The organism is Micromonospora sp. HM134 (assembly GCF_007833915.1).
In the GTDB taxonomy this organism is placed as follows: domain Bacteria; phylum Actinomycetota; class Actinomycetes; order Mycobacteriales; family Micromonosporaceae; genus Micromonospora; species Micromonospora wenchangensis.
In genome coordinates, this window is record NZ_CP041061.1 from 6,309,120 (window position 1) to 6,328,750 (window position 19,631).

Sequence of the window (19,631 nt, forward strand, 5' to 3'; positions counted from 1 at the left end):
GCCGGCCGAGGGTCAGGCGGTGTGGTCGACCACGACCTTGCCGAAGACCTCGCCGGAGTGCAGCCGGGCGAAGGCGTCGGCCACCCGGCTGAACGGGACCACGCTGTCGACCACCGGGCGTACCTCGTGCTCGGCGCAGAAGGCGAGCAGCTCGGTCAGCTCGTCCGGGGTGCCCATCGAGGTGCCGAGGATCTCCAGCTGCATGGCGAAGACCCGGCGCAGGTTGACCGGCGGCAGGTGACCCGAGGTCGCGCCGGCGACCACGATCCGGGCCATCGGGGCGGCCGACTTCAACGAGTGGTCGAAGGTGGCCGCGCCGACCGTCTCGATCACCACGTCGACCCGCTCCGGCAGCCGGGCGCCGGGTTCCAGCGCGGTCGCCCCCAGCGCGGCGATGCGGTCCCGCTTGGCGGCGTCGCGGCTGGTGGCGTACACCCGCTTGCCCAGTGCCAGGCCGAGCGCGACGGCGGCGGTGGCGACCCCGCCGCCGGCCCCCTGCACCAGCACCGCCTCGCCGTCGGCGATCCGGCCCCGGGTGGTGAGCATCCGCCACGCGGTGAGCCAGGCGGTCGGCAGGCAGGCCGCGTCGGTCGCCGACAGGCCGGTCGGCAGCGGCAGCAGGTTCATCCGGGGTACGGCCACCCGCTCGGCCAGGGTGCCCTGGTAGTGCTCGGAGAGGATGGAGACGCCCCGCGGGTCACCGGGGGTGGGCAGCACCGGGTAGATGACCACCTCGTTGCCGTCCGGGTCGGTGCCGGCCGCGTCGCAGCCCAGGATCATCGGCAGTTGACCGTCGGCGAGCCCCACCCCGCGCAGCGACCACAGGTCGTGGTGGTTGAGCGAGCTGGCCCGCACCTGCACCGTCACCCAGTCGTCGTCGAGGTGGGCGGGCTCGGGGCGGTCGCCGACGGTGAGCGCGGCGAGCGGGTTGTCGGCGTCGAACCGGGAGGCATAGGCGGCACGCATGATCCGCACCGTAACAGCGGAACGATCGTTCAAGAAGGGTCCGGGCCGGCCGGCCCGGACCCTTCCCACCCGGTCGGGGGCGCGTCGCGCTCCGGTCGGGTGGCGCGCGACGCGTCGGTTCAGGCGCGGGCGACGCCGTCGTGGCGGGCCGCCTGGGCCACCGCCTCCGCCACCGCCGGGGCGACCCGGGGGTCGAGCGGGGACGGCACGATGGCGTCCGGGCTGAGCGACCCGTCGACCACTCCGGCGATCGCGTCGGCGGCGGCCACCTTCATCCCGTCGGTGATCCGGGTGGCCCGCGCGTCCAGCGCGCCCCGGAACACCCCGGGGAAGGCGAGCACGTTGTTGATCTGGTTGGGGTAGTCGCTACGCCCGGTGGCCACCACCGCCACGTGCCGGGCGGCCACCTCCGGGTCCACCTCGGGGGTGGGGTTGGCCAGCGCGAACACGATGCCGCCCGGGGCCATCCCGGCGACCGCCGCCTCGGGGATCCGCCCGCCGGAGACGCCGATCAGCACGTCCGCGCCGCGCAGCGCCTCGGTGACGTCACCGCGCCGGCCCTGCGCGTTGGTGGTCTCGGCGAGATACGCCTTGGTCTCGGTCAGGTCGTCGCGGTGCCGGCCGATGACGCCCCGGGAGTCGCAGACCACCACCTGTTCGGGGTCCACTCCCCCGGCGACGAGCATGTGGGTGACCGCGACCCCGGCCGCGCCGGCCCCGCTGACCGTCACCCGCAGGTCGCCGAGCTTGCGGTGCAGCAGGCTGGCCGCGTTGCGCAACGCGGCCAGCACCACGATCGCGGTGCCGTGCTGGTCGTCGTGGAAGACCGGGATGGGCAGCGCCTCGTCGAGCCGCCGTTCCACCTCGAAGCAGCGCGGGGCGCTGATGTCCTCCAGGTTGATCCCGCCGAACGAGGGGGCGAGGGCCCGGACCGTCGCCACGATCTCGTCGACGTCCTGGGTGTCCAGGCAGATCGGCACCGCGTCGACGCCGGCGAACTGCTTGAACAGCACCGCCTTGCCCTCCATCACCGGCAGCGCGGCGCGCGGGCCGATGTTGCCGAGGCCGAGCACGGCGGAGCCGTCGGTGACGACGGCGACGGTGTGCGACACCCAGGTGTAGTCGTCGACCAGGGCGGGGTCGGCGGCGATCGCCTCGCACACCCGGGCCACCCCCGGGGTGTACGCGAGCGAGAGGTCCTCGCGGCTGGTCAGCGGGACGGTCGAGGCGACGGCGAGCTTGCCGCCGAGGTGCAGTCGGAAGACGGGATCAGCGGGATCCACGGTGGACGCAGACATGGTGACTCCAGGATCTGTCGAGCAGACGGAGCGGCCGGCGCGAGGGCGCGAGGTGAGGCGGAGCGGCGACACGCGGTACGGGGGTCACCCGGGCACCTCCCGAGCATAGTCAGCCCACCGGCACCGGGTTGTGAGGAGGGTCATATCGGTGCGGGGGCCGGCCGGCCGGGGCGGGGCCAGTAGCGGAACACCACCCGGCCCAGCACGTCGGCCACCCCGTACGCCCGGGAGTCGTCGGTGACCAACGTGTTGTCACCGTGCAGCCACCACCCGCCGTCCTGCGGACGCACGGCGCGCTTGACCACCAACAGGTCCGGGCGGCTGCGGAACACGGCCACCACGACGTCGCCGGGGCGGACCGGCCGGCCGCCCCGGCGGACCAGCAGGGCGTCGCCGTGGCGCAGGGTGGGTGACATGGACGGCCCGGTCACGCCGACGGCGGTGAGCGGGGCACGCGACCGAAGGGTGGGACCGGAGCCGCCGACCGTCACAAGGTTTCCCCTCCGCCCCTGCCGGGGACGTCGTCAGGAGTAATGTCGGCTCGGATCATCGCAAACATCCCATGGAGGAACCTGATGCGACTTCCCCGCATCCTTTCGCCCCGTGTGACCGCCAGCGCACACTGTGACCTGCCGTGCGGCGTGTACGACCCGGCGCAGGCCCGGATCGAGGCCGAGTCGGTCAAAATGATCTGCGAGAAGTACCAGGCGAACACGGACCCCGAGTTCCGCACCCGGGCGATCCTGATCAAGGAGCAGCGCGCCGACCTGGTCAAGCACCACCTGTGGGTGCTCTGGACCGACTACTTCAAGCCGCCGCACTTCGAGAAGTACCCGCACCTGCACCAGCTGTTCAACGAGGCCACCAAGGCGGCCGGCGCGGCCGGCGCCAAGGGCGCGACCGACCCGGCCAAGGCCGACGAGCTGCTCCAGAAGATCGACGAGATCTCCAAGATCTTCTGGGAGACCAAGCAGGCGTGACCCTGCCCGCCACGGCACCGACGATCCGGCCGGCGCGTCCTGGGGACGTGCCGGCCATCGTCGCGATGGTGCACGAGTTGGCCGACTACGAGCAGGCCGCCGACCGCTGCGGGCTGACCCCGGCACAGCTCGACACCGCCCTGTTCGGGCCGGCCCCGGCGCTGTTCGGGCACGTCGCGGTGGACGACGACGACCAGCCGGTCGGCTTCGCGCTGTGGTTCCTCAACTTCTCCACCTGGGCCGGCGTGCACGGCATCTACCTGGAGGACCTGTACGTCCGCCCCGCGTACCGGGGCACCGGCGCCGGCCGGGCGCTGCTCGCCACCCTCGCCGGGATCTGCGTGGAGCGCGGCTACCGGCGGTTGGAGTGGTGGATGCTCGACTGGAATCCGGCCGCCCGGTTCTACGCCTCGATCGGGGCCGAGCCGATGACCGAGTGGGTGCCCTACCGGCTCGACGGGGCGGCCCTGCGCGACCTCGCCGCCGAAGGGGTGACGTCGGCCACGCGCGTGTCCGCCCGGCCGGGTAGAGTCCCGGACCGGGGGGATGAGGCGTGACTCAACTGACCGGCCAGCCAGCGACCGACGACGACGTCGTGCACCTCACCGTGCCCGCCGACGGCGGCTACCTGGGCGTGCTGCGCACCGCCACGGCGGGGCTCGCGGCCCGCCTCCAGTTCGCGCTCGACGAGATCGAGGACCTGCGTATCGCGGTCGACGAGGCGTGCGCGATGCTGCTCGCCATCGCCACCCGCGACGCCGAGTTGGAGTGCCGGTTCTCGGTCACCGAGGACGCGCTGACCGTCGAGGTCACGGTGCCGACCGTGCGCGGCGCGGCCCTGCCGGGAGAGTCCTCGTTCGCCTGGAAGGTGCTCACCGCGCTGACCACGGCGGCGGCGGCCGAGTCCACCCAGGGTCGGGCCACCATCTCGCTGCTGACCCGCCGCTCCGCCGGCTACTGACCGGGCCCGCCGGCGTCACCGCGCCCCGCGCGGCGTTGGGTCAGCCGAAGCCCAGGGCGCGGGTGGTGGGCGGGCTGACCAGCAGCGCGCAGACGCCCACCCCGAGCGCCATCAGGGGTACGCCGAGCCAGCCCAGCCCGCCGGAGATCATGAACCAGCCGACCGGCAGCAGCATCAGCTCCAGCACGATCGCCGGGGCACGGGCACCGGCCCGGCGGCGGGCCAGCGCCCCGCCCAACGCCCAGAGCGCGACCGCGCCCGCGATGGCGAACCCGGTCACGAAGAGTGCCGAGACCAGGTCGGTCGTGGTGGCGGTGAGGTCGGCCCAGACCAGCCAGCCGGCGAGCAGCGCCAGGGCGACGGCCTCGCCCCGCAACAGGCGTACCGCCCAGCGCAGGGTGTCGGGAACCGGCGCGGAGTCGATCGTCACGCGGGCCACGATACCCCCGCCCCATCACGTAAAGTGCCGGCCATGCGGGCCGTCCTGGTGGTCAATCCGAAGGCCACCACCACCAGCGAACGCAGCCGGGACGTGCTGGTCCGGGCACTGCGCAGCCAAGTAGACCTGTCGGTGCGGTACACCCGACGCCGGGGCCACGCCACCGACCTGGCCCGGGAGGCCGCCCAGGAGGGCGTCGACCTGGTGGTCACCCTGGGTGGCGACGGCACGGTCAACGAGGTGGTCAACGGTCTGATGACCGCCGATCCCCCGACGATCCGCACCGGTGGTTCCCCGGCGGAGCGGCTGCCGGCGCTGGCCACCGTGCCGGGCGGCTCGACGAACGTCTTCGCCCGGGCGCTCGGGCTGCCCCGGGAGTGGGCGGACGGCACCAGCATGATCCTGGAGGCGCTGCGGCTGGGCCGGTCCCGCACGATCGGGCTGGGCCGCGCTGACGACCGCTACTTCACCTTCTGCGCCGGCTTCGGGTTGGACGCGGCGGTGATCCACCGGGTGGAGCAGGCCCGGCGGCGGGGACGGGTCTCCTCACCGTCGCTCTACTTCCGTTCCACCCTGAGTCACTACTTCCTCGGCTCCGACCGGCGGCATCCGGCGATCAGCATGGAGCGGCCGGGCGAGCCGGCCGAGGGCGAGCTGGCGACGGTGATCATCCAGAACACCGCGCCGTGGACGTACCTCGGCGACCGGGAGGTCAACCCGAACCCGGAGGCGTCGTTCGATCTCGGGCTGGACGTGCTGGCGCTCCGTCAGCTCCGCGTCGCCAGCACCACACGGACGGTGACGCAGTTCCTCTCCCGACACCCCGATCCGCACGGCAAGCAGGTGCTCCGATTGCACGATCTGGAGGAGTTCACGCTGGTCTCGGCCCGCCCGCAGGCCTTCCAGCTGGACGGGGACTACCTCGGGGAGCGACACAAAGTCAGATTCACCTCCGTTTCCGGCGCACTGAGAGTAATCTGCTAGGTCTCGGGTAACGCCCTAGGTCGAGCGGTCGGGACACCGCGCGGCGCGGTGGCCGCCACACCGAGGAGGAGTGCCGGAAATGTCAGCAATGTCACGCGGACTGTACTATATTGATCCTCGACTGTGGTACGCCGGGTAACAGGGAAGCCTGGAAACCGGACAAAAGGGTCGTGAGCTTGCTCACCGAGCGGAGTTTTTCCGAGCGTCACCCCTTGACATCGCGTTCGTTCGTGAAAGTATTCACAAGCGAACTTGAGTTACCGGGACATTGCCTGGATATGCTCGGCCGGTTGAGCAGTTCCAGCAGGCCCAGGCGCTAAAAACGAGTCTGCTCACGCATTGCCGAATAGTCGTACGCGAACCGTGACGACCGGCATTGCGGACGGATATAAGAAAAGCACCAGCGTTAACTGCCATCCATCCAGAATGAGGAGTGTTGCCGCCATGGACTGGCGTCACAATGCCGTCTGCCGCGACGAGGACCCGGAGCTGTTCTTCCCGATCGGGACGTCCGGCCCCGCTGTCCTGCAGGTCGAGCAGGCCAAGGCCGTCTGCCGGCGCTGCTCCGTGACCGACCAGTGCCTCCAGTGGGCACTGGAGTCCGGTCAGGACGCCGGCGTCTGGGGCGGGATGAGCGAAGAGGAGCGCCGCGCGGTCAAGCGCCGTGGCGGTCTCCGGGTGCTGCGCGCTCACTCCGCCTGAAAAAACCGATCACACACGCTGTCCGCCCCGGCGGGGTCCGCCCGCCGGGGCGTTCTGCTGCCCGCACACCCCGTGATCAGAATTCGTCAATGCATTGTCGCCAGACAATTACTGAGGGTAATGAAAGCGTGAGTGACTCCGGTCACCCGTCACCCGAGGTGTCGACCCGGCGCAGAACCAGGTCCACCAGATCCGGGGAGTCGTTCAACGGGGCGCTGACGGCCACCGCGCCGGCCCGCTCCGCCGCCGCCACCACCGAATCGTGGAACAGCCCCGGCGCGAGGAAGTACGCCACCACCGCCACCTGTCGCGCACCGGCCGCCCGCAGCCGGGTCACCGCCACGTCGGCCGTCGGCGGGGCCGCCGAGGCGTACGCCACCGTGCAGGGCACCCCGTACCCGGCGGCGAGGGCGGCGGCGACCCGCCCCACCGACCCCCGGGCCCGCGCGTCCCGGGTGCCCGCCGCCGCCAGCACCAACGCGTCCACCGGCCCCGGCCGCGCCTGGGCCAGCCGGTGGCCCAGCCCGGCCAGCAACCCCGCGTCCACCGTCCCGTCGGCCGGCCCGAGCACGTCGGTGACCCGTACCGTCAGCCCGGGAGCGTCCCGCCGGGCCGCCGCCACCGCCGCCGGGACGTCCACCCGCCGGTGGTACGCGGCGGTGAGCAGCAGGGGCACCACGACCGCCGTACGGTGACCGTCGGCGGCCAGCCCCCGCAACACCTCCGTCGGCCCCGGATCGGTGTGGTCGAGCCAACTGGGCAGCACCGGCGTGCCGGGACGGGCGGCACCGACGGCACGGGCCAGCGCCCGGGTCGCCGCCGCCGCCCGGGGGTCCCGGCTGCCGTGCGCCACCAGCACCACCGGCACGCCCGCGCCGGCCCGCACCGGCAGCGCCGGGGCGGCAGCCGGCAGCGCCGAGCCGACGGGCGGCAGCGCGGCGGCGGTGGACGGTCCGGGTGGTGCCGCGCCGGACGTCGGGGCGTGCTCCGACCCGGTCAGACGTGCAGGCCGCACTCGGTCTTCTCGAACATGGCCCAGCGGCCGGCCCGGGGGTCCTCCCCCGCCCTGGTCCGCCGGGTGCACGGCCAGCAGCCGACCGAGCCGTAGCCCCGGCTGAGCAACTCGTTGACCGGGATGTCGTAGCGGGAGATGTAGGAGTCCACGTCGGCCTGGGACCAGGCGGCGATCGGGTTCACCTTCACCTTGCCGCGTCGCGGGTCGAACGTCACCACAGGCGTGTTCGCCCGGGTCGGCGACTCGTCCCGGCGCAGCCCGGCGGCCCAGGCGTCGTACCCGGACAGGGCCCGCTCCAACGGCTCGACCTTGCGCAACTGGCAGCAGTCGTCCGGGGAGCGGTTGAACAGGCGGGGGCCGTACTCGCCGTCCTGCTGGCCGACGGTCTGCCGGGGCCGGATCGAGCGCACGTTCACCGGCAGCCGGCGGGCCACCTCGTCGCGGACCCGCAGCGTCTCCGGGAAGTGCAGCCCGGTGTCCAGGAAGATCACGTCCACCCCGGGGGCGACCCGGGACACCAGGTGGGCCAGCACGGCGTCGGCCATCGAGCTGGTCACGCAGAACCGGTCGCCGAAGGTGTCGGCCGCCCACCGGGCGATCTCCAGCGCCGGCGCGCCCTCCAGCTCGCGGCCGGCCCGCTCGGCCAGCGCCCGCAGCTCGGCCGGGTCCCGACGGGCCGGGTCGGCCGTCCTCGGGCCGCCGGGGCCGACCAGGCCCAGGCCGGCGGCGGAGAGCAGCCCGGTCACCGGGTCACCGCCCGACTCAGCAGGCCGTTGAACTTGACGGTGAAGACCCGGGCGCAGGCGTGGCACTCCCAGGCGCCGTGGCCGGCCTCGTTCGGCCGCAGGTCCTCTTCGCCGCAGTACGGGCAGTGCAGCGGCGCGGATCGGGTTTCGCTCATCGGAGTTCCTCCTCGTCGACCCTGATCACCCAGTTGGCGAACGTCTCGCCCTCGGTCCGGCCGGCCAGGTAGCGGCGGGCCAGTCGTTCCACGTACTCGGGAAGCTCGTCGGCGGTGGTCTTCAGGCCGCGCAGCTTGCGGCCGAACCCGGCGGTCTGGCCCTGGGCCATGCCCAACCCGCCGCCCAGGTGCACCTGGAAGCCCTCCACCTGCCGGCCGTCCGGGCCGACCACCAGCTGACCCTTGAGGCCGATGTCGGCGACCTGGGTGCGGGCGCAGGCGTTCGGGCAGCCGTTGATGTGGATGGAGATGTCCGCGTCGAAGTCGCGCAGCCGCTCCTCCAGCCGGGCCACCAGTTCCTCGCCGCGCGCCTTGGTCTCGACGATGGCCAGCTTGCAGAACTCGATGCCGGTGCAGGCCATGGTGCCGCGCCGCCAGGCCGACGGCCGGGCCTCCAGGCCGATCCCGCGCAGCTCGTCGACCAGGGACTCCGTCCGCGCCGGCGGCACGTCCAGCACCAGCAGCTTCTGGTACGGCGTGAGCCGCACCCGGTCGCTGCCGTGCGCCTCGACCACGTCGGCGAGCTTGGCCAGCTGCCCGCCGGAGACCCGCCCGACCACCGGGGCGGCCCCGACGTAGTTGCGCCCGTCACGCTGCCGGTGCACGCCGATGTGGTCGACCGGCTTGTCGGGCAGCTGCGGGGCCGGGCCGTCGAGCAGGGTACGCCCCAGGTACTCCTTCTCCAGCACCTCGCGGAACTTCTCCACGCCCCAGTCGGCCACCAGGAACTTCAACCGGGCCCGGTTACGCAGCCGGCGGTAGCCGTAGTCGCGGAAGATGCCGACCACGCCCGCCCAGACGTCCGGCACCTCGGCCAGCGGCACCCAGACGCCGAGCCGCTTGGCCAGCATCGGGTTGGTGGACAGGCCGCCGCCGACCCAGACGTCGAAGCCGGGGCCGTGCTCCGGGTGGTCGACCCCGAGGAAGGCGATGTCGTTCGCCTCGTACGGGGTGTCGACCAGCCACGAGATGGTGGTCTTGAACTTGCGGGGCAGGTTCGAGTACGCCTTGTCGCCGACGTACCGGCGGACGATCTCGTCGAGCGCGGGGGTCGGGTCGAGCACCTCGTCCTCGGCCACCCCGGCGACCGGGCTGCCCAGCACGATCCGGGGGCAGTCGCCGCACGCCTCGGTGGTCTGCAGGCCCACCGACTCCAGCCGACGCCAGATCTCCGGCATGTCCTCGACCCGGATCCAGTGGTACTGGATGTTCTGCCGGTCGGTGATGTCGGCGGTGTCCCGGGCGAACTCCCGGGAGATGTCGGCGATCACCCGGAGCTGGGCCAGGGAGAGCTGACCGCCGTCGACGCGGACCCGGAGCATGAAGAACTCGTCCTCCAGCTCGTGCGGCTCCAGCACGGCGGTGCGCCCGCCGTCGATGCCGGCCTTACGCTGGGTGTAGAGGCCCCACCAGCGGAACCGGCCCCGCAGGTCCTGCGGGTCGATCGAGGCGAACCCGCCGTGGGCGTAGATGTTCTCGATCCGGGCCCGGACGTTCAGCGGGTCGTCGTCCTTCTTGATCCGCTCGTTGGGGTTGAGCGGCTCGCGGTGGCCGAGCGCCCACTGACCCTCGCCACGGGGACGGCGGGGGGCACGGGTGGCGGGAACGGCGGTGGCCGTCGGGGTCCCGGGACGGGCCGGGGTGCTGCTGACCGCCATCGCGGCGTCCTCCGTTGTCTCTGCGGTGCCTCGGGGGGAGCGCGGACGCGGCGGCGGCCGGCCCTGGAAGGGCCGAGGACAACGGTGTCGGAACGGCCGGCGCAGAGTACGCGCCCGAGACGGATGGGTCGGGCGTCGTCAGTGGGCCGGACAGATCGCGCTGCGCACGCGGCCGTAATCGACGTGGCGACGTGCCACGAAGCGGCGGACGACAGCGGCGGTCATGCAGCCATGCTCCCACACCCTGCGGAAACCGGCCAATGACCGCGTGCCGCATCCCACATCACGGGCCGCATCCCCACCGTCACCGCCCCCGGCGGGCGGTGCGGCTCGACGGCCGGCCGGACGGTCAACGGGGGCGGTCGGGGGGCGGGGCGGCCGCCAATGGGCGCGAAAAGGGGTATCCGGCCGGAAAGACACCGCAACATCGGCCCACATAAGTCGATCGAGGGCGAGCGGCCGCTCGGACGGCAACCCGTCGGTCGGGACGGGACCCGGGACGCGTCCGGGGAGGGGACGGGCGTCGCCGCGAAGGCGACCCCGGCAGGAGGACCCGGACGACCGGTCGCCGGGGTCGCGGAGCGGGCGGACCGGCTGCGACCGACCGGGTGAATCGTCTTCGACATCAGCTCGAAAGGATGCGCACCCCACCTCGTGTCCGCCCAGGCAGCCTGGTCACCTCCGGCTCCGGCGGTGCCGCCGGGTCGGGTGTGGGACCCTCGACCCATGGGCGCAATGTCCCAAAAAGGGCTTTCGGGTGGGCAGTCGGATGCGCACCCGCCTTTCCCTGAACCCCAACCGACGGGCCCGCACGCTGGACCGGCGGGGGTGGCGGTGTGGGCCGTTCCGCTGCTTCTCACCCTGGTCGCGGGCTGCTCGGGGATCAGCAGCGCCCAACCCTGGCGGGACGAGTTGGCCACCTGGAGCGCGGCCACCCGCCCGGTCGGGGACCTGCTCCGGCTCACCCGGACCGTCGACGCGGCGACGGGGGCTTACTACCTGGTGGTGCACGGCTGGACCGGGGTGTTCGGCGACTCCGTGGCGGCGTTGCGGCTGCCCTCGGTGCTGGCGATGGCGGGGGCGGCGGGCCTCACGGGCGTACTCGGGCGGCGGTTGTTCAGGGCGCCTGCCGGCCTGCTCGCCGGCCTGCTCTTCGCGGTCCTGCCGGGCACCTCCCGGTACGCGCAGGAGGCCCGGCCCTACGCGCTGGCGACCCTGCTCGCCGTGCTGGCCACCGTGCTGCTGGTCCGCGCCCTGGACCGTCCCGGCCGGCTGCGCTGGGCCGGCTACGCGGCGGCCGTCGCCGGGCTCGGCCTGGCCCACCTGCTCGCCCTGGGCCTGCTCGCCGCGCACGCCGTGGCGGTGCTGACGTTCGCCGCCTGGGGCCCGCCCACCACCGGCCCGACCCGCCCGGCAGCCGCCGACCGCCGACCGGGTACCGACGGACCGGGCGACGGGAGGTGGTGGGGACGGCGGCTGCCGGGTTGGGTGCTGGCCGTGTCGGCCGCCGTGGTGGTGCTGGTGCCGTTGCTGGTCACGGCACAGCGGCAGCGGTCCCACCAGCTCGACTGGGTCGCCGCTGCCCGGCTGGCGGATCTGGCGGCCCTGCCGGGTGCGCTGGCGCACAGCGGCGTGGTGGGTGGCGTGCTCGTCGGGCTCGCCGCGCTCGGGGCGACCCGCTCGGGGTGGCGGGGCCTGCTGCCGGGCCTCTGCGTACTGCTGCCGGTGCTGCTGGTCTTCGTCGCCGCGCTGGCCGTGCCCCTCTGGGTGCCGCGGTACCTGTTCTTCACCGTGCCCTTCGCCTGCCTGCTCGCCGGTGCCGCCCTGGCCGGCCCCGTACCACCAACCGGCCCTGTACCGCCGGCCGGACCCAGGCTGCCGGCCCGACCGGCGCGGACCCGACCGGCGCGCGCCCTGGCCCGTCCGGTGGGGGCGGGGCTGGCGGTGGTGGCGCTCACCGCGCTGCTCGGGCTGCCCGACCAGGCGGCGGTACGGCACAGCCACGGCTGGCCGCGCGGCGCGACCGTCGACTACCGGGGGGCGGCGGCGGTCATCGCCGCCGGCCAGCGGCCCGGCGACGCGGTGGTGTACGCGCCCCGCGACGGGTGGCTCTTCCTCGATCTCGGCATCGACTACCACCTGCCCCGGATCACCGGTGACCGGGCTGCCGACGGGCCCCGGCCCCGGGACGTGCTGGTCGCCCAGGGGCGGCGGGACCGGGCCGACCTGTGGGTCCGCGAGTGCGACCGGCCCGCCGGGTGCCTGGCCGGTGTGGACCGGGTCTGGCTGGTGGTCGCCGGGCGGCACGACGATCCGCTCGCCGCGGTGCCGGGCGACCGGGGCGACGCGCTGCGGGCCGGGTTCACCGTCGAGCAGGTCCGACCCCGGCCGGGGGTGACGGTGGCGCTGCTCACGCGGCAACGCTGACCGCGCCCACCCCGGTCAGGCCGGTTTGCGTTCCAGCAGGACCACCCGGACCCGGTCGAACCGTTCGACGTGCCGGATCAGGAAGCGCTGCCGTAGCAGCGCCTCCCGGGCCGGCGGCAGCCCGGCCAGCGGATCGTCGAGGTGGCCGGTCTCCACCAGCCAGATCCGCCGGGTGTCGCCGAGGCAGGGCAGCGGTTCCTTGCACTCGCGGGCGGTCAGCCAGCCGGTCTGCCGGGCCGGTACGGCCACGAAGACGTCCCGGGGGTGCGTTCGGTCGCGCAGGCCGTAGTCGGTGGCCTTGCGGGCCACGTCGCTGGACCCACCGAACCCGTCGTTGTACGCGACCCCGTCACCCGCTTTGACCTGCGTCCCCAGGTAGCGGACCGCGTCGAGGTAGCGGGGCTGCCCGTCGGCCTCGTTGGAGCGGACCCGTTCCTGGGCCGGCAGGGTCTGCCAGGCCAGCACCGGCAACAGCACCAGCGCACCGGCCAGCCAGGCCGCCGGCAGCCGCCCCCGGGTCGCCAACCGCGCGGTACGGCAGACCGCGAACGCGGCGAGCAGCGCCCACGCCGGGACGGTGAACAGGAAGTACCGGGCCAGGAAGAGGTGCAGCATGCCGGCGGTGAGGTAGCCGGCGGCCGGGGGCAGCACGGCCCAGATCAGCAGCATGAGCACCATGGCGCGCCACTGCCGGCCGGCGACCGCCACCGCGAGCAGGGCGAGCGCCGCGACCAGCGCCAGTGTGGCCGTCGTGCCGGTCAGGTTCGCCAGGAAGCGGAGCACGGCGTCGCCGTCGTTCTCCACCCAGGAGATCTGCCCGGACTGCCGGCTGCCGAGGATCAGCACCGGCAGGACGAACAGCCCGGCGATGCCGGTGGACGCCGCCCACCGCCACCGGGGTTCCTCGCCGCGTACCGACCGCCACAGGTGGAACAGGTGCGCGACGACCACCAGCAGCGCGACGAAGTGCAGCCAGCCGACCAGCACCAGCAGCACGCCGTACGCCCACCAGCGGCCCCGGGTCGGCCTGTCGACCGCGCGGAGGAAGAGCCAGCTGGCCGCCACCGCCGCCAGGGTGACCAGGGCGTACGAACGGGCCTCCTGGGCGTACCGGGAGACGGTGGGCAGCAGGGCGAAGACCAGGCCGGCCAGCACCCCGACCGGGGTGTCGAAGAGTCGCCGCCCGATCAGGGTGACCAGCCCGGCGGTGAGCCCGACCGCGAGCACCGACGGCAGCCGCAGGGCGGTCGTCGAGTCCCCGGTCACCGTGGTCAGCGCCGACATGACCAGGTAGTAGCCGGCGTGCACGAGGTCGATGTTGCCGACCAGCATCCGGAACTGCTCGACGGTGAGCGTCGTGACGTGCCAGGTGACCAGTTCGTCGTTCCACAGGTCCCGCGCGTCCAGCCGCCACCAGCCGAGGCCGAGCGCGACGACGGTCGGCAGCAGCGCCCACCAGCCGCCGCCCCGGCCCGCCTGCCGCACCGGTGTGGCGTGGCCGGTGACCTCCGCCGGGTCGGCCTGCCCGGTCCACTGCACCGTCGGCGCGGTCACTTCACGGTCCGGATGTCGAAGCCGAAGGTGTCCTTGGCGGCGGACCGGCGGAACGCGCGCAGGGCGGCGTCGTCCCGGTCGATGTTCCACTTCCCGGAGCCGTTGATGTTGAAGTACGCCACCCCGAGGAAGTCCCTACGCCGGGCGACGTTGGTGAGCAGGTCGGTGATCTGGCCGGGTCGGCGGCTGCTCGGTTCGGCCCCGGTCTCCACGATCAGCAGCGGACGCCGGGTGAAGGTGCGGATCTGGGTGATGGTGGGAACGAAGAGGTCCTGGAACGTCTTCGGACCCCGGTTGGTGTAGTAGCCGTCCATGCCGACCCAGTCGACGTAGGCGTCCCCGGGGTAGAGCGCCCTGATGCTGACCTTGCGCAGGTAGTTGACGACGTTCGGGGTCCAGGTCCAGATCACGTTGGTGGCGCCCTGCTGGGTGAAGATGTCGTGCAGGTGCCGCCAGGCGGCGACGTACTCGGCGGCGGTGGTCTGCTTCGTCCCCCAGGAGTACCAGTGCCCGTTCATCTCGTGGGCGAAGGTGAGCGCGATCGGCAGGTTCAGGGTGCGGACGGCGGCGGCGAACTCCTTGACGTACGCGTCGTGTTTGCCGGCGGCGATGTCCCGCAGCGGCACGTCGTACGGTTCCCAGCGGATCACCGCCAGCGCACCGTAGTTGTGCAGTTCGCGGACCTCGCTGGCGGCGAACTTGTCGTCGAAGCTCTCGAAGACCGCCACCAGGTTGGGCGTCTTGCCGGTCTCCCCGGCGAACGCGCGGACCCGGCCCATCTCGGCACCGCCGGCCACGGTGACGCCGAGGTACTTGCCCTTGGGTGACTTCAGCGCGGTGACGTCGTACGCCGGGATCTGTTCCTCGGTGGCGGCGACCCCGCCGGGCCCGCCGGCGGACCCGGCGACCCGGATGTCCACCCGGCGCAGCACGGCGAACTCGGTGAACGCCAGCGCGAGCACCAGCAGGAAGGTGACCAGGTACTTCGTCCTCACCGGACGACCTCGACGTCGCGTTCCGGGTCGACCAGCAGCGCCTGCCCGACGATGGCCAGGTAGAAGACCGCACTGAGCAGGGCCGGTACGAAGATCCAGGGTTCGGGTTCGACGAGCATCCGCCACCCGGCGACGCCGGCCCAGACCAGGCCGCTGCCGGCGGTCCAGACCTTCATGCCGGTCCACAGCCGCCGGGTCTTGCTCTTCTTGGCGGTGCCGCCGGTGGGCTGCCAGCCCATCCGCCGGCCCCGGATGATGTCGATGATGGCGAAGGCGTGCGCCCACCCGTAGATCATCTTGACCGTCCAGCTCTCCAGGCCGTAGCGGTTGCGGTGCCAGAACGGGAAGATGATCAGGTTGTAGACCACGCTGGGCAGGATCAGCAGGTAGTTGGCGATCGCGATCTGGTGCGCGAACACGGTCAGCATCAGCACCGGGATGACCGGCGCGACGAAGGTGAACAGCCCGGTGTGCAGGTAGTAGCAGAAGCCGGAGATGTAGCTGAGCCGGGCCCGCAGCCGCAGCTTCGTCGACCAGAACTTCCTCGACCCGAGCAGGCTCATCGAGCCGGCGCACCAGCGGTACTGCTGGGTGAAGAACGAGTCCACGTCCGACGGGCAGAGCCCGGCGGCCAGCACGACCGGGATGTAGCGCAGGTTCCACCCCTTCATCCGCAGGTCGAAGCCGGTGTGCACGTCCTCGGAGTGCTCGATGAGGGTGGACCCGCCGATGGAGAACAGCGCGTCGCGCCGGTAGATGGCGCAACTGCCCACGCAGATCGCCGAATCGTGGGCCTGCCGGGAGACCTGCACCGACCGGTAGAACAGCTCCTGCACCGCCCCGGCCCCCCGCTCCACCCAGGTCTGCCCCAGGTGCACCCGGAAGTACTGCGGCGACTGCACGATGCCCGCCTTCGGCTCGGCGTCGAACCAGGGCAGCATCTGGTCGAGCATGTCCTCACGGGGGACGAAGTCGGCGTCGAGGACCAGGATGAAGTCGCTCATGGTGCGTTCGAAGGCGTACCGCATGTTGCCGGCCTTCTTGAACCAGCCCCGGTTGGGTCGCCGCTGGTAGACGAAGCCGAAGGCGAGCGCCATCCGTTCCATCGCCTCGTTGGGCGAGTCGTCGAGCACGTAGACGGTGACCTCGCCCCGGTAGTGGCGGCCCATCGCCCGCACGTGCTCCCAGGTGTTGCGCAGCACGTGCGCGGGCTCGCCGCAGACCGGCAGGAAGACGTCGACGCTCGGGTACCGGGCCGGCCGCCAGGTGCGCACCAGCTCCTGGTGCCGGGCCAGGTCGAAGCCCGGGGTGAACAGGTTGACGGCCAGCGAGATGAGGTAGTACGCGACGGTGAAGAACAGCAGCGGGGCGAGCAGCCACAGCCACGGGGCGAGCCGGACGAAGAGCAGCTGGCTGGTGATCAGGCAGCCGAAGCTGACCAGCGACGGCACCATCAGGGCGGCCAGTCGCCGCTTGCGGTAGGAGACCATCTCGGCGTCCGTCGGCGGCAACGGCACCGGGGCGTACGCGGGCCGGTGCGGCGCGTCGTCGGTCCTGCGCGGGGTCCACTTCGACACCTGCCGCGGCACCCGGAACTCGGCGGTCGGCGACAGCACCGCGGCCGGATCGACCGCAGGCGGTGAGGTCATCGCTTTCGTCTCCCCCGCTCGCCGGGCCGCACGGCCTTCCCGGCAGTGCGAGCGGGATGGGTCGCCGGACGCGTCCAGGAAGCCGGGCACGGTGAACTGGCCGTGTCTGCTTGAAGGTGGAGATAGAAAACTATTCAGTCGGCCGCAAGGTGTCAATGCCCATGAATCGAACGAAAGCCTCACCGGGCCGCAGATCCCACGTCACGCTACTCACATTCACCGGAGCGTCACCGGCCGGAAACCGGTGCGTCGTCAACCGGCTCAGCCCTTCGCCAACGGCAGCACCAGCACCGCCTCGGTGCCGCCGGTCGGGCCGGGACGCAGCTCGATGCTGCCCCGCAACTCCCCGGTCACCAGCGCCCGGACGATCTGCAGGCCGAGCCGCCCACCCCGGTCGGCGTCGAACTCGGCCGGCAGCCCGCGCCCGTTGTCGGTCACCGAGACGTGCAACTGCTTGCGCTGCCGGTGCGCCGAGACGACCACCTCGGGCCGGGTCGCCGGCTCCACCGCCTCGGCCCCCTCCTCGGCCGGCGGGAAGCCGTGCTCGACGGCGTTGAGCAGCAACTCGTTGAGCACCATCACCAGCGAGGTGGCGATCTCGGCGGGCAGCACCCCGAAACTGCCGGTACGCCGCATCCCGACGCTCACCTCGGTCGCGGCCACCTCGGTCGCCGCGCTCGCCACCCGGTCGACGATCCCGTCGAACTCGACCGCCTCGTCGCTGGACATGGAGAGCGTCTCGTGCACCAGGGCGATGGAGGCGACCCGGCGTACCGACTCCTCCAGGGCGACCCGGGCTTCCGGCATGGCGACCCGGCGGGCCTGCAGGCGCAACAGCGCGGCGACGGTCTGCAGGTTGTTCTTCACCCGGTGGTGGATCTCCCGGATGGTGGCGTCCTTGGTGATCAGCGCCCGGTCGCGGCGGCGTACCTCGGTGATGTCGCGGACCAGGACCAGCGCGCCGATCGGCACCCCGGCGGGCATCAGCGGCAGCGCCCGGGTGAGCATCGTCGCCCCCCGGGCGTCGATCTCCCGGCGCGGCGGGCCCTCACCGCGCAGCGCGGCGAGGATGCCGTTGGCCGCCTCGGTGCCGTCGAGCGGGTCGCTGGCCAGCCGGCGGTGCAGCTTCGCCAGGTCCTCGCCCACCAGGTGGGAGGCGTACCCCAACCGGCGGTACGCCGACTGCGCGTTCGGGCTGGCGTAGGTGACCTTGCCGCCCGCGTCGAGCCGGACCAGCCCGTCGCCGACCCGGGGCGCGGAGGTGGTCTCCCCCGGGTGCCGGGGCGGCGGGAAGGTGCCGTCGGCGATCATCTGGGCCAGGTCGTCGGCGGTGGTGAGGTAGTTCAGTTCCAGCTGGCTGGGGGTGCGGGCGGTGGACAGGTTGGTGTCCCGGCCGACCACCGCGATCACCTCGCCGGCCTCCCCGTCGGCGGTCCGCAGCCGCACCGGGATCGCCTCGTGCCGGGCCGGCACGTCGCCGTACCAGACCGGGTCGCCCTCCCGCCAGATCCGGCCCTGCCGGTAGGCGACCTCCAGGTGGGCCACCTCCGGCCCGCCCACGATCCGGCCCACCTGGTCGTCCAGGTAGGCGGTCGGGGCGGTCGTCGGGCGGACCTGGGCGACGCAGAGGAACGTGCCGTCGGCGTCCACCGGAACCCACAGCAGCAGGTCGGCGAAGGACAGGTCGGACAGCAGCTGCCAGTCGCCGGCGATCCGGTGGAGGTGGTCGATGTCGGCCGGGCGGAGCTGGGTGTGCTCCTCGGCGAGGTCGCGCAGCGTGGACACGAGACACAGCGTGCCACGCCCACCCCGACGCCGTCCCGCTGGCCGGCCCGGCTCACATCGTCGCGGTGACCTTCTTCAGCCCGCGCGGGGCGTCCGGGTCCTCGCCCCGGGCCAGCGCCAGGGCGAGGGCGAGGCGCTGCAACGGCAGGATGTCCAGCAGCGGGGCGTACCGCTCGTCGACCTCGGGCACGGCCATCCGGGTGGCCCCCTCGACCTCGGCCGAGCCGACCACCACCACGTCGGCGCGGCGTTCACCGAGCCGGGGCAGCACCTCGCCCATGGACCGGCCACCGGGGCCGGAGCCGACCACCGCCAGCACCGGCACGTCCGGGTCGGTCATCGCGAGCGGGCCGTGCAGCAGGTCCGCGCCGGAGAAGGCCAGCGCCGGCAGGTAGGACGTCTCCATCAGCTTCAGCGCCGCCTCCCGGGCGGTCGGGTACGCGTATCCCCGGCCGGTGGTGACGAGCTGGCCGGCGAACCGGTAGCGCGGGGCGAGCTGGGTCGGGGTGGGGTCGGCGAGGGTGCGCTCGGCCAGCTCGGGCAGGCGTTCCAGGTCGGCCCGCTGGTCGGCCGGCAGCGCGCCGTCCCCGGCCCGGATGCCCTCCACCAGCAGCAGCAGGGCGAGCAGTTCGGCGGTGTACGTCTTGGTGGCGGCGACCGCCCGCTCGTGCCCGGCGGCGATGTCGACGCCCAGCTCGGCGGTCTGCGCCAGCGGCGAGTCGGGGTTGTTGGTGACCGCCAGGGTGAGCGCGCCGGACTCGCGGGCGGTGCGCAGCACCTCGGTGAGGTCGGGTGAGCCGCCGCTCTGGCTGACCCCGACGACGAGCGCGTCGGAGAGGTCGGGGCGGGCCCCGTAGACGGTGACCGCGCTGGGCGAGGCGAGCCCGGCGGGCAGCCCGAGCCGGATCTCGGTCAGGTACGCCCCGTATAGGGCGGCGTGGTCGGAGGTGCCCCGGGCGGTGAAGACCACGTGCCGGGGGCGGCGTCGCGCGACGACCGCCGCGACCCGGGCGATCGCCGCGGCGTGCTCGGTGGAGAGCAACCGCGCATAACCGGCCGGCTGCTCGGCGATGTCGGCGGCCATCCCGGCCCCTGGCTGCGTCACGGAAACTCCCTTCGCTGCGCGATCGCCGCGCGTTTCATGTTCAGTCTTGCACGATTTTGTCGCCGGAGACAATCCACCGCGCACTAACGCGCAGAAGATCGGCACCGGTTGCCGGTATCCCCTACGCTTGCCCAGCCCTGGCAACCCCCTGC

19 protein-coding genes are annotated in these 19,631 nt (G+C 73.0%); 6 read left to right on the forward strand and 13 right to left on the reverse strand.

The window, feature by feature from the left end; genetic code table 11:
- Positions 1-12: 12 nt before the first annotated feature.
- The 3 genes from FJK98_RS27320 to FJK98_RS27330 form a co-directional block, all read right to left on the reverse strand.
- Positions 13-975 carry a zinc-binding dehydrogenase gene (locus FJK98_RS27320; RefSeq protein ID WP_168222558.1) on the reverse strand — a complete coding sequence of 321 codons (963 nt, stop codon included), beginning with the start codon at positions 973-975 and terminating at the stop codon, positions 13-15.
- A 110-nt stretch (positions 976-1,085) separates the two neighbouring features.
- Positions 1,086-2,264: an NADP-dependent malic enzyme gene (locus tag FJK98_RS27325; protein WP_145921525.1), complete on the reverse strand. Its 1,179-nt coding sequence runs from the start codon at positions 2,262-2,264 to the stop codon at positions 1,086-1,088.
- Between the two features lie 140 nt (positions 2,265-2,404).
- Positions 2,405-2,680 (reverse strand): S24/S26 family peptidase, encoded by a 276-nt coding sequence (locus tag FJK98_RS27330; protein WP_145923023.1) that lies wholly within the window; start codon positions 2,678-2,680, stop codon positions 2,405-2,407.
- A 159-nt stretch (positions 2,681-2,839) separates the two neighbouring features.
- Here FJK98_RS27330 and sodN point away from each other — a divergent pair, with 159 nt between their 5' ends.
- Genes sodN through FJK98_RS27345 form a run of 3 tightly spaced genes read left to right on the forward strand, consistent with a single transcriptional unit; the run spans position 2,840 to position 4,205 of the window.
- The gene (gene sodN / locus FJK98_RS27335) at positions 2,840-3,244 is read left to right on the forward strand and encodes a superoxide dismutase, Ni (RefSeq protein WP_088645999.1); all 405 of its coding nucleotides are present in this window, start codon (positions 2,840-2,842) and stop codon (positions 3,242-3,244) included.
- Positions 3,241-3,801, forward strand: coding sequence for a GNAT family N-acetyltransferase (locus FJK98_RS27340; RefSeq protein ID WP_240762388.1), 561 nt, complete (start codon positions 3,241-3,243; stop codon positions 3,799-3,801). Before sodN ends, FJK98_RS27340 begins: the two co-directional genes overlap by 4 nt.
- On the forward strand, positions 3,798-4,205 hold the full coding sequence (locus FJK98_RS27345; protein WP_145921526.1) for an ATP-binding protein: 408 nt from the start codon (positions 3,798-3,800) through the stop codon (positions 4,203-4,205). Before FJK98_RS27340 ends, FJK98_RS27345 begins: the two co-directional genes overlap by 4 nt.
- Before the next feature lie 40 nt (positions 4,206-4,245).
- Here FJK98_RS27345 and FJK98_RS27350 read toward each other — a convergent pair whose 3' ends face one another.
- Positions 4,246-4,635 (reverse strand): hypothetical protein, encoded by a 390-nt coding sequence (locus FJK98_RS27350; RefSeq protein WP_145921527.1) that lies wholly within the window; start codon positions 4,633-4,635, stop codon positions 4,246-4,248.
- A gap of 42 nt (positions 4,636-4,677) precedes the next feature.
- Here FJK98_RS27350 and FJK98_RS27355 point away from each other — a divergent pair, with 42 nt between their 5' ends.
- Together FJK98_RS27355 and FJK98_RS27360 are read left to right on the forward strand one after the other, a co-directional pair.
- A complete protein-coding gene (locus tag FJK98_RS27355) occupies positions 4,678-5,628 on the forward strand; it encodes a diacylglycerol kinase family protein (RefSeq protein WP_145921528.1) in 951 nt (316 codons plus the stop codon).
- A gap of 444 nt (positions 5,629-6,072) precedes the next feature.
- Positions 6,073-6,330 carry a WhiB family transcriptional regulator gene (locus FJK98_RS27360; RefSeq protein ID WP_067311984.1) on the forward strand — a complete coding sequence of 86 codons (258 nt, stop codon included), beginning with the start codon at positions 6,073-6,075 and terminating at the stop codon, positions 6,328-6,330.
- Positions 6,331-6,472: 142 nt separating this feature from the next.
- Here the strand turns inward: FJK98_RS27360 and FJK98_RS27365 are convergent, their stop codons facing one another.
- From FJK98_RS27365 to FJK98_RS27380, 4 genes are all read right to left on the reverse strand, one after another.
- Positions 6,473-7,222, reverse strand: a complete 750-nt coding sequence (locus tag FJK98_RS27365; RefSeq protein ID WP_240763069.1) for a sirohydrochlorin chelatase — start codon at positions 7,220-7,222, stop codon at positions 6,473-6,475.
- A gap of 104 nt (positions 7,223-7,326) precedes the next feature.
- Positions 7,327-8,091, reverse strand: coding sequence for a phosphoadenylyl-sulfate reductase (locus FJK98_RS27370; protein ID WP_145921529.1), 765 nt, complete (start codon positions 8,089-8,091; stop codon positions 7,327-7,329).
- Positions 8,088-8,246, reverse strand: a complete 159-nt coding sequence (locus FJK98_RS27375; protein WP_141723017.1) for an IS1 family transposase — start codon at positions 8,244-8,246, stop codon at positions 8,088-8,090. Before FJK98_RS27375 ends, FJK98_RS27370 begins: the two co-directional genes overlap by 4 nt.
- The gene (locus FJK98_RS27380; RefSeq protein WP_145921530.1) at positions 8,243-9,964 is read right to left on the reverse strand and encodes a nitrite/sulfite reductase; all 1,722 of its coding nucleotides are present in this window, start codon (positions 9,962-9,964) and stop codon (positions 8,243-8,245) included. Before FJK98_RS27380 ends, FJK98_RS27375 begins: the two co-directional genes overlap by 4 nt.
- Before the next feature lie 834 nt (positions 9,965-10,798).
- Between FJK98_RS27380 and FJK98_RS27385 the strand changes: the two genes are divergently transcribed.
- Positions 10,799-12,391, forward strand: a complete 1,593-nt coding sequence (locus FJK98_RS27385) for a glycosyltransferase family 39 protein (RefSeq protein WP_370516930.1) — start codon at positions 10,799-10,801, stop codon at positions 12,389-12,391.
- 15 nt (positions 12,392-12,406) lie between these two features.
- Here the strand turns inward: FJK98_RS27385 and FJK98_RS27390 are convergent, their stop codons facing one another.
- The 5 genes from FJK98_RS27390 to FJK98_RS27410 form a co-directional block, all read right to left on the reverse strand.
- Positions 12,407-13,945, reverse strand: a complete 1,539-nt coding sequence (locus FJK98_RS27390) for a glycosyltransferase family 39 protein (protein ID WP_145921531.1) — start codon at positions 13,943-13,945, stop codon at positions 12,407-12,409.
- On the reverse strand, positions 13,942-14,940 hold the full coding sequence (locus tag FJK98_RS27395) for a glycoside hydrolase family 26 protein (RefSeq protein WP_145921532.1): 999 nt from the start codon (positions 14,938-14,940) through the stop codon (positions 13,942-13,944). The genes FJK98_RS27390 and FJK98_RS27395 overlap by 4 nt, the downstream gene beginning before the upstream one ends.
- On the reverse strand, positions 14,937-16,589 hold the full coding sequence (locus FJK98_RS27400; protein ID WP_205789231.1) for a glycosyltransferase family 2 protein: 1,653 nt from the start codon (positions 16,587-16,589) through the stop codon (positions 14,937-14,939). Before FJK98_RS27400 ends, FJK98_RS27395 begins: the two co-directional genes overlap by 4 nt.
- A 261-nt stretch (positions 16,590-16,850) precedes the next feature.
- The gene (locus tag FJK98_RS27405; RefSeq protein WP_145921533.1) at positions 16,851-18,374 is read right to left on the reverse strand and encodes a sensor histidine kinase; all 1,524 of its coding nucleotides are present in this window, start codon (positions 18,372-18,374) and stop codon (positions 16,851-16,853) included.
- Between the two features lie 52 nt (positions 18,375-18,426).
- Positions 18,427-19,458 (reverse strand): SIS domain-containing protein, encoded by a 1,032-nt coding sequence (locus tag FJK98_RS27410; protein WP_145923028.1) that lies wholly within the window; start codon positions 19,456-19,458, stop codon positions 18,427-18,429.
- Positions 19,459-19,631: the final 173 nt, after the last annotated feature.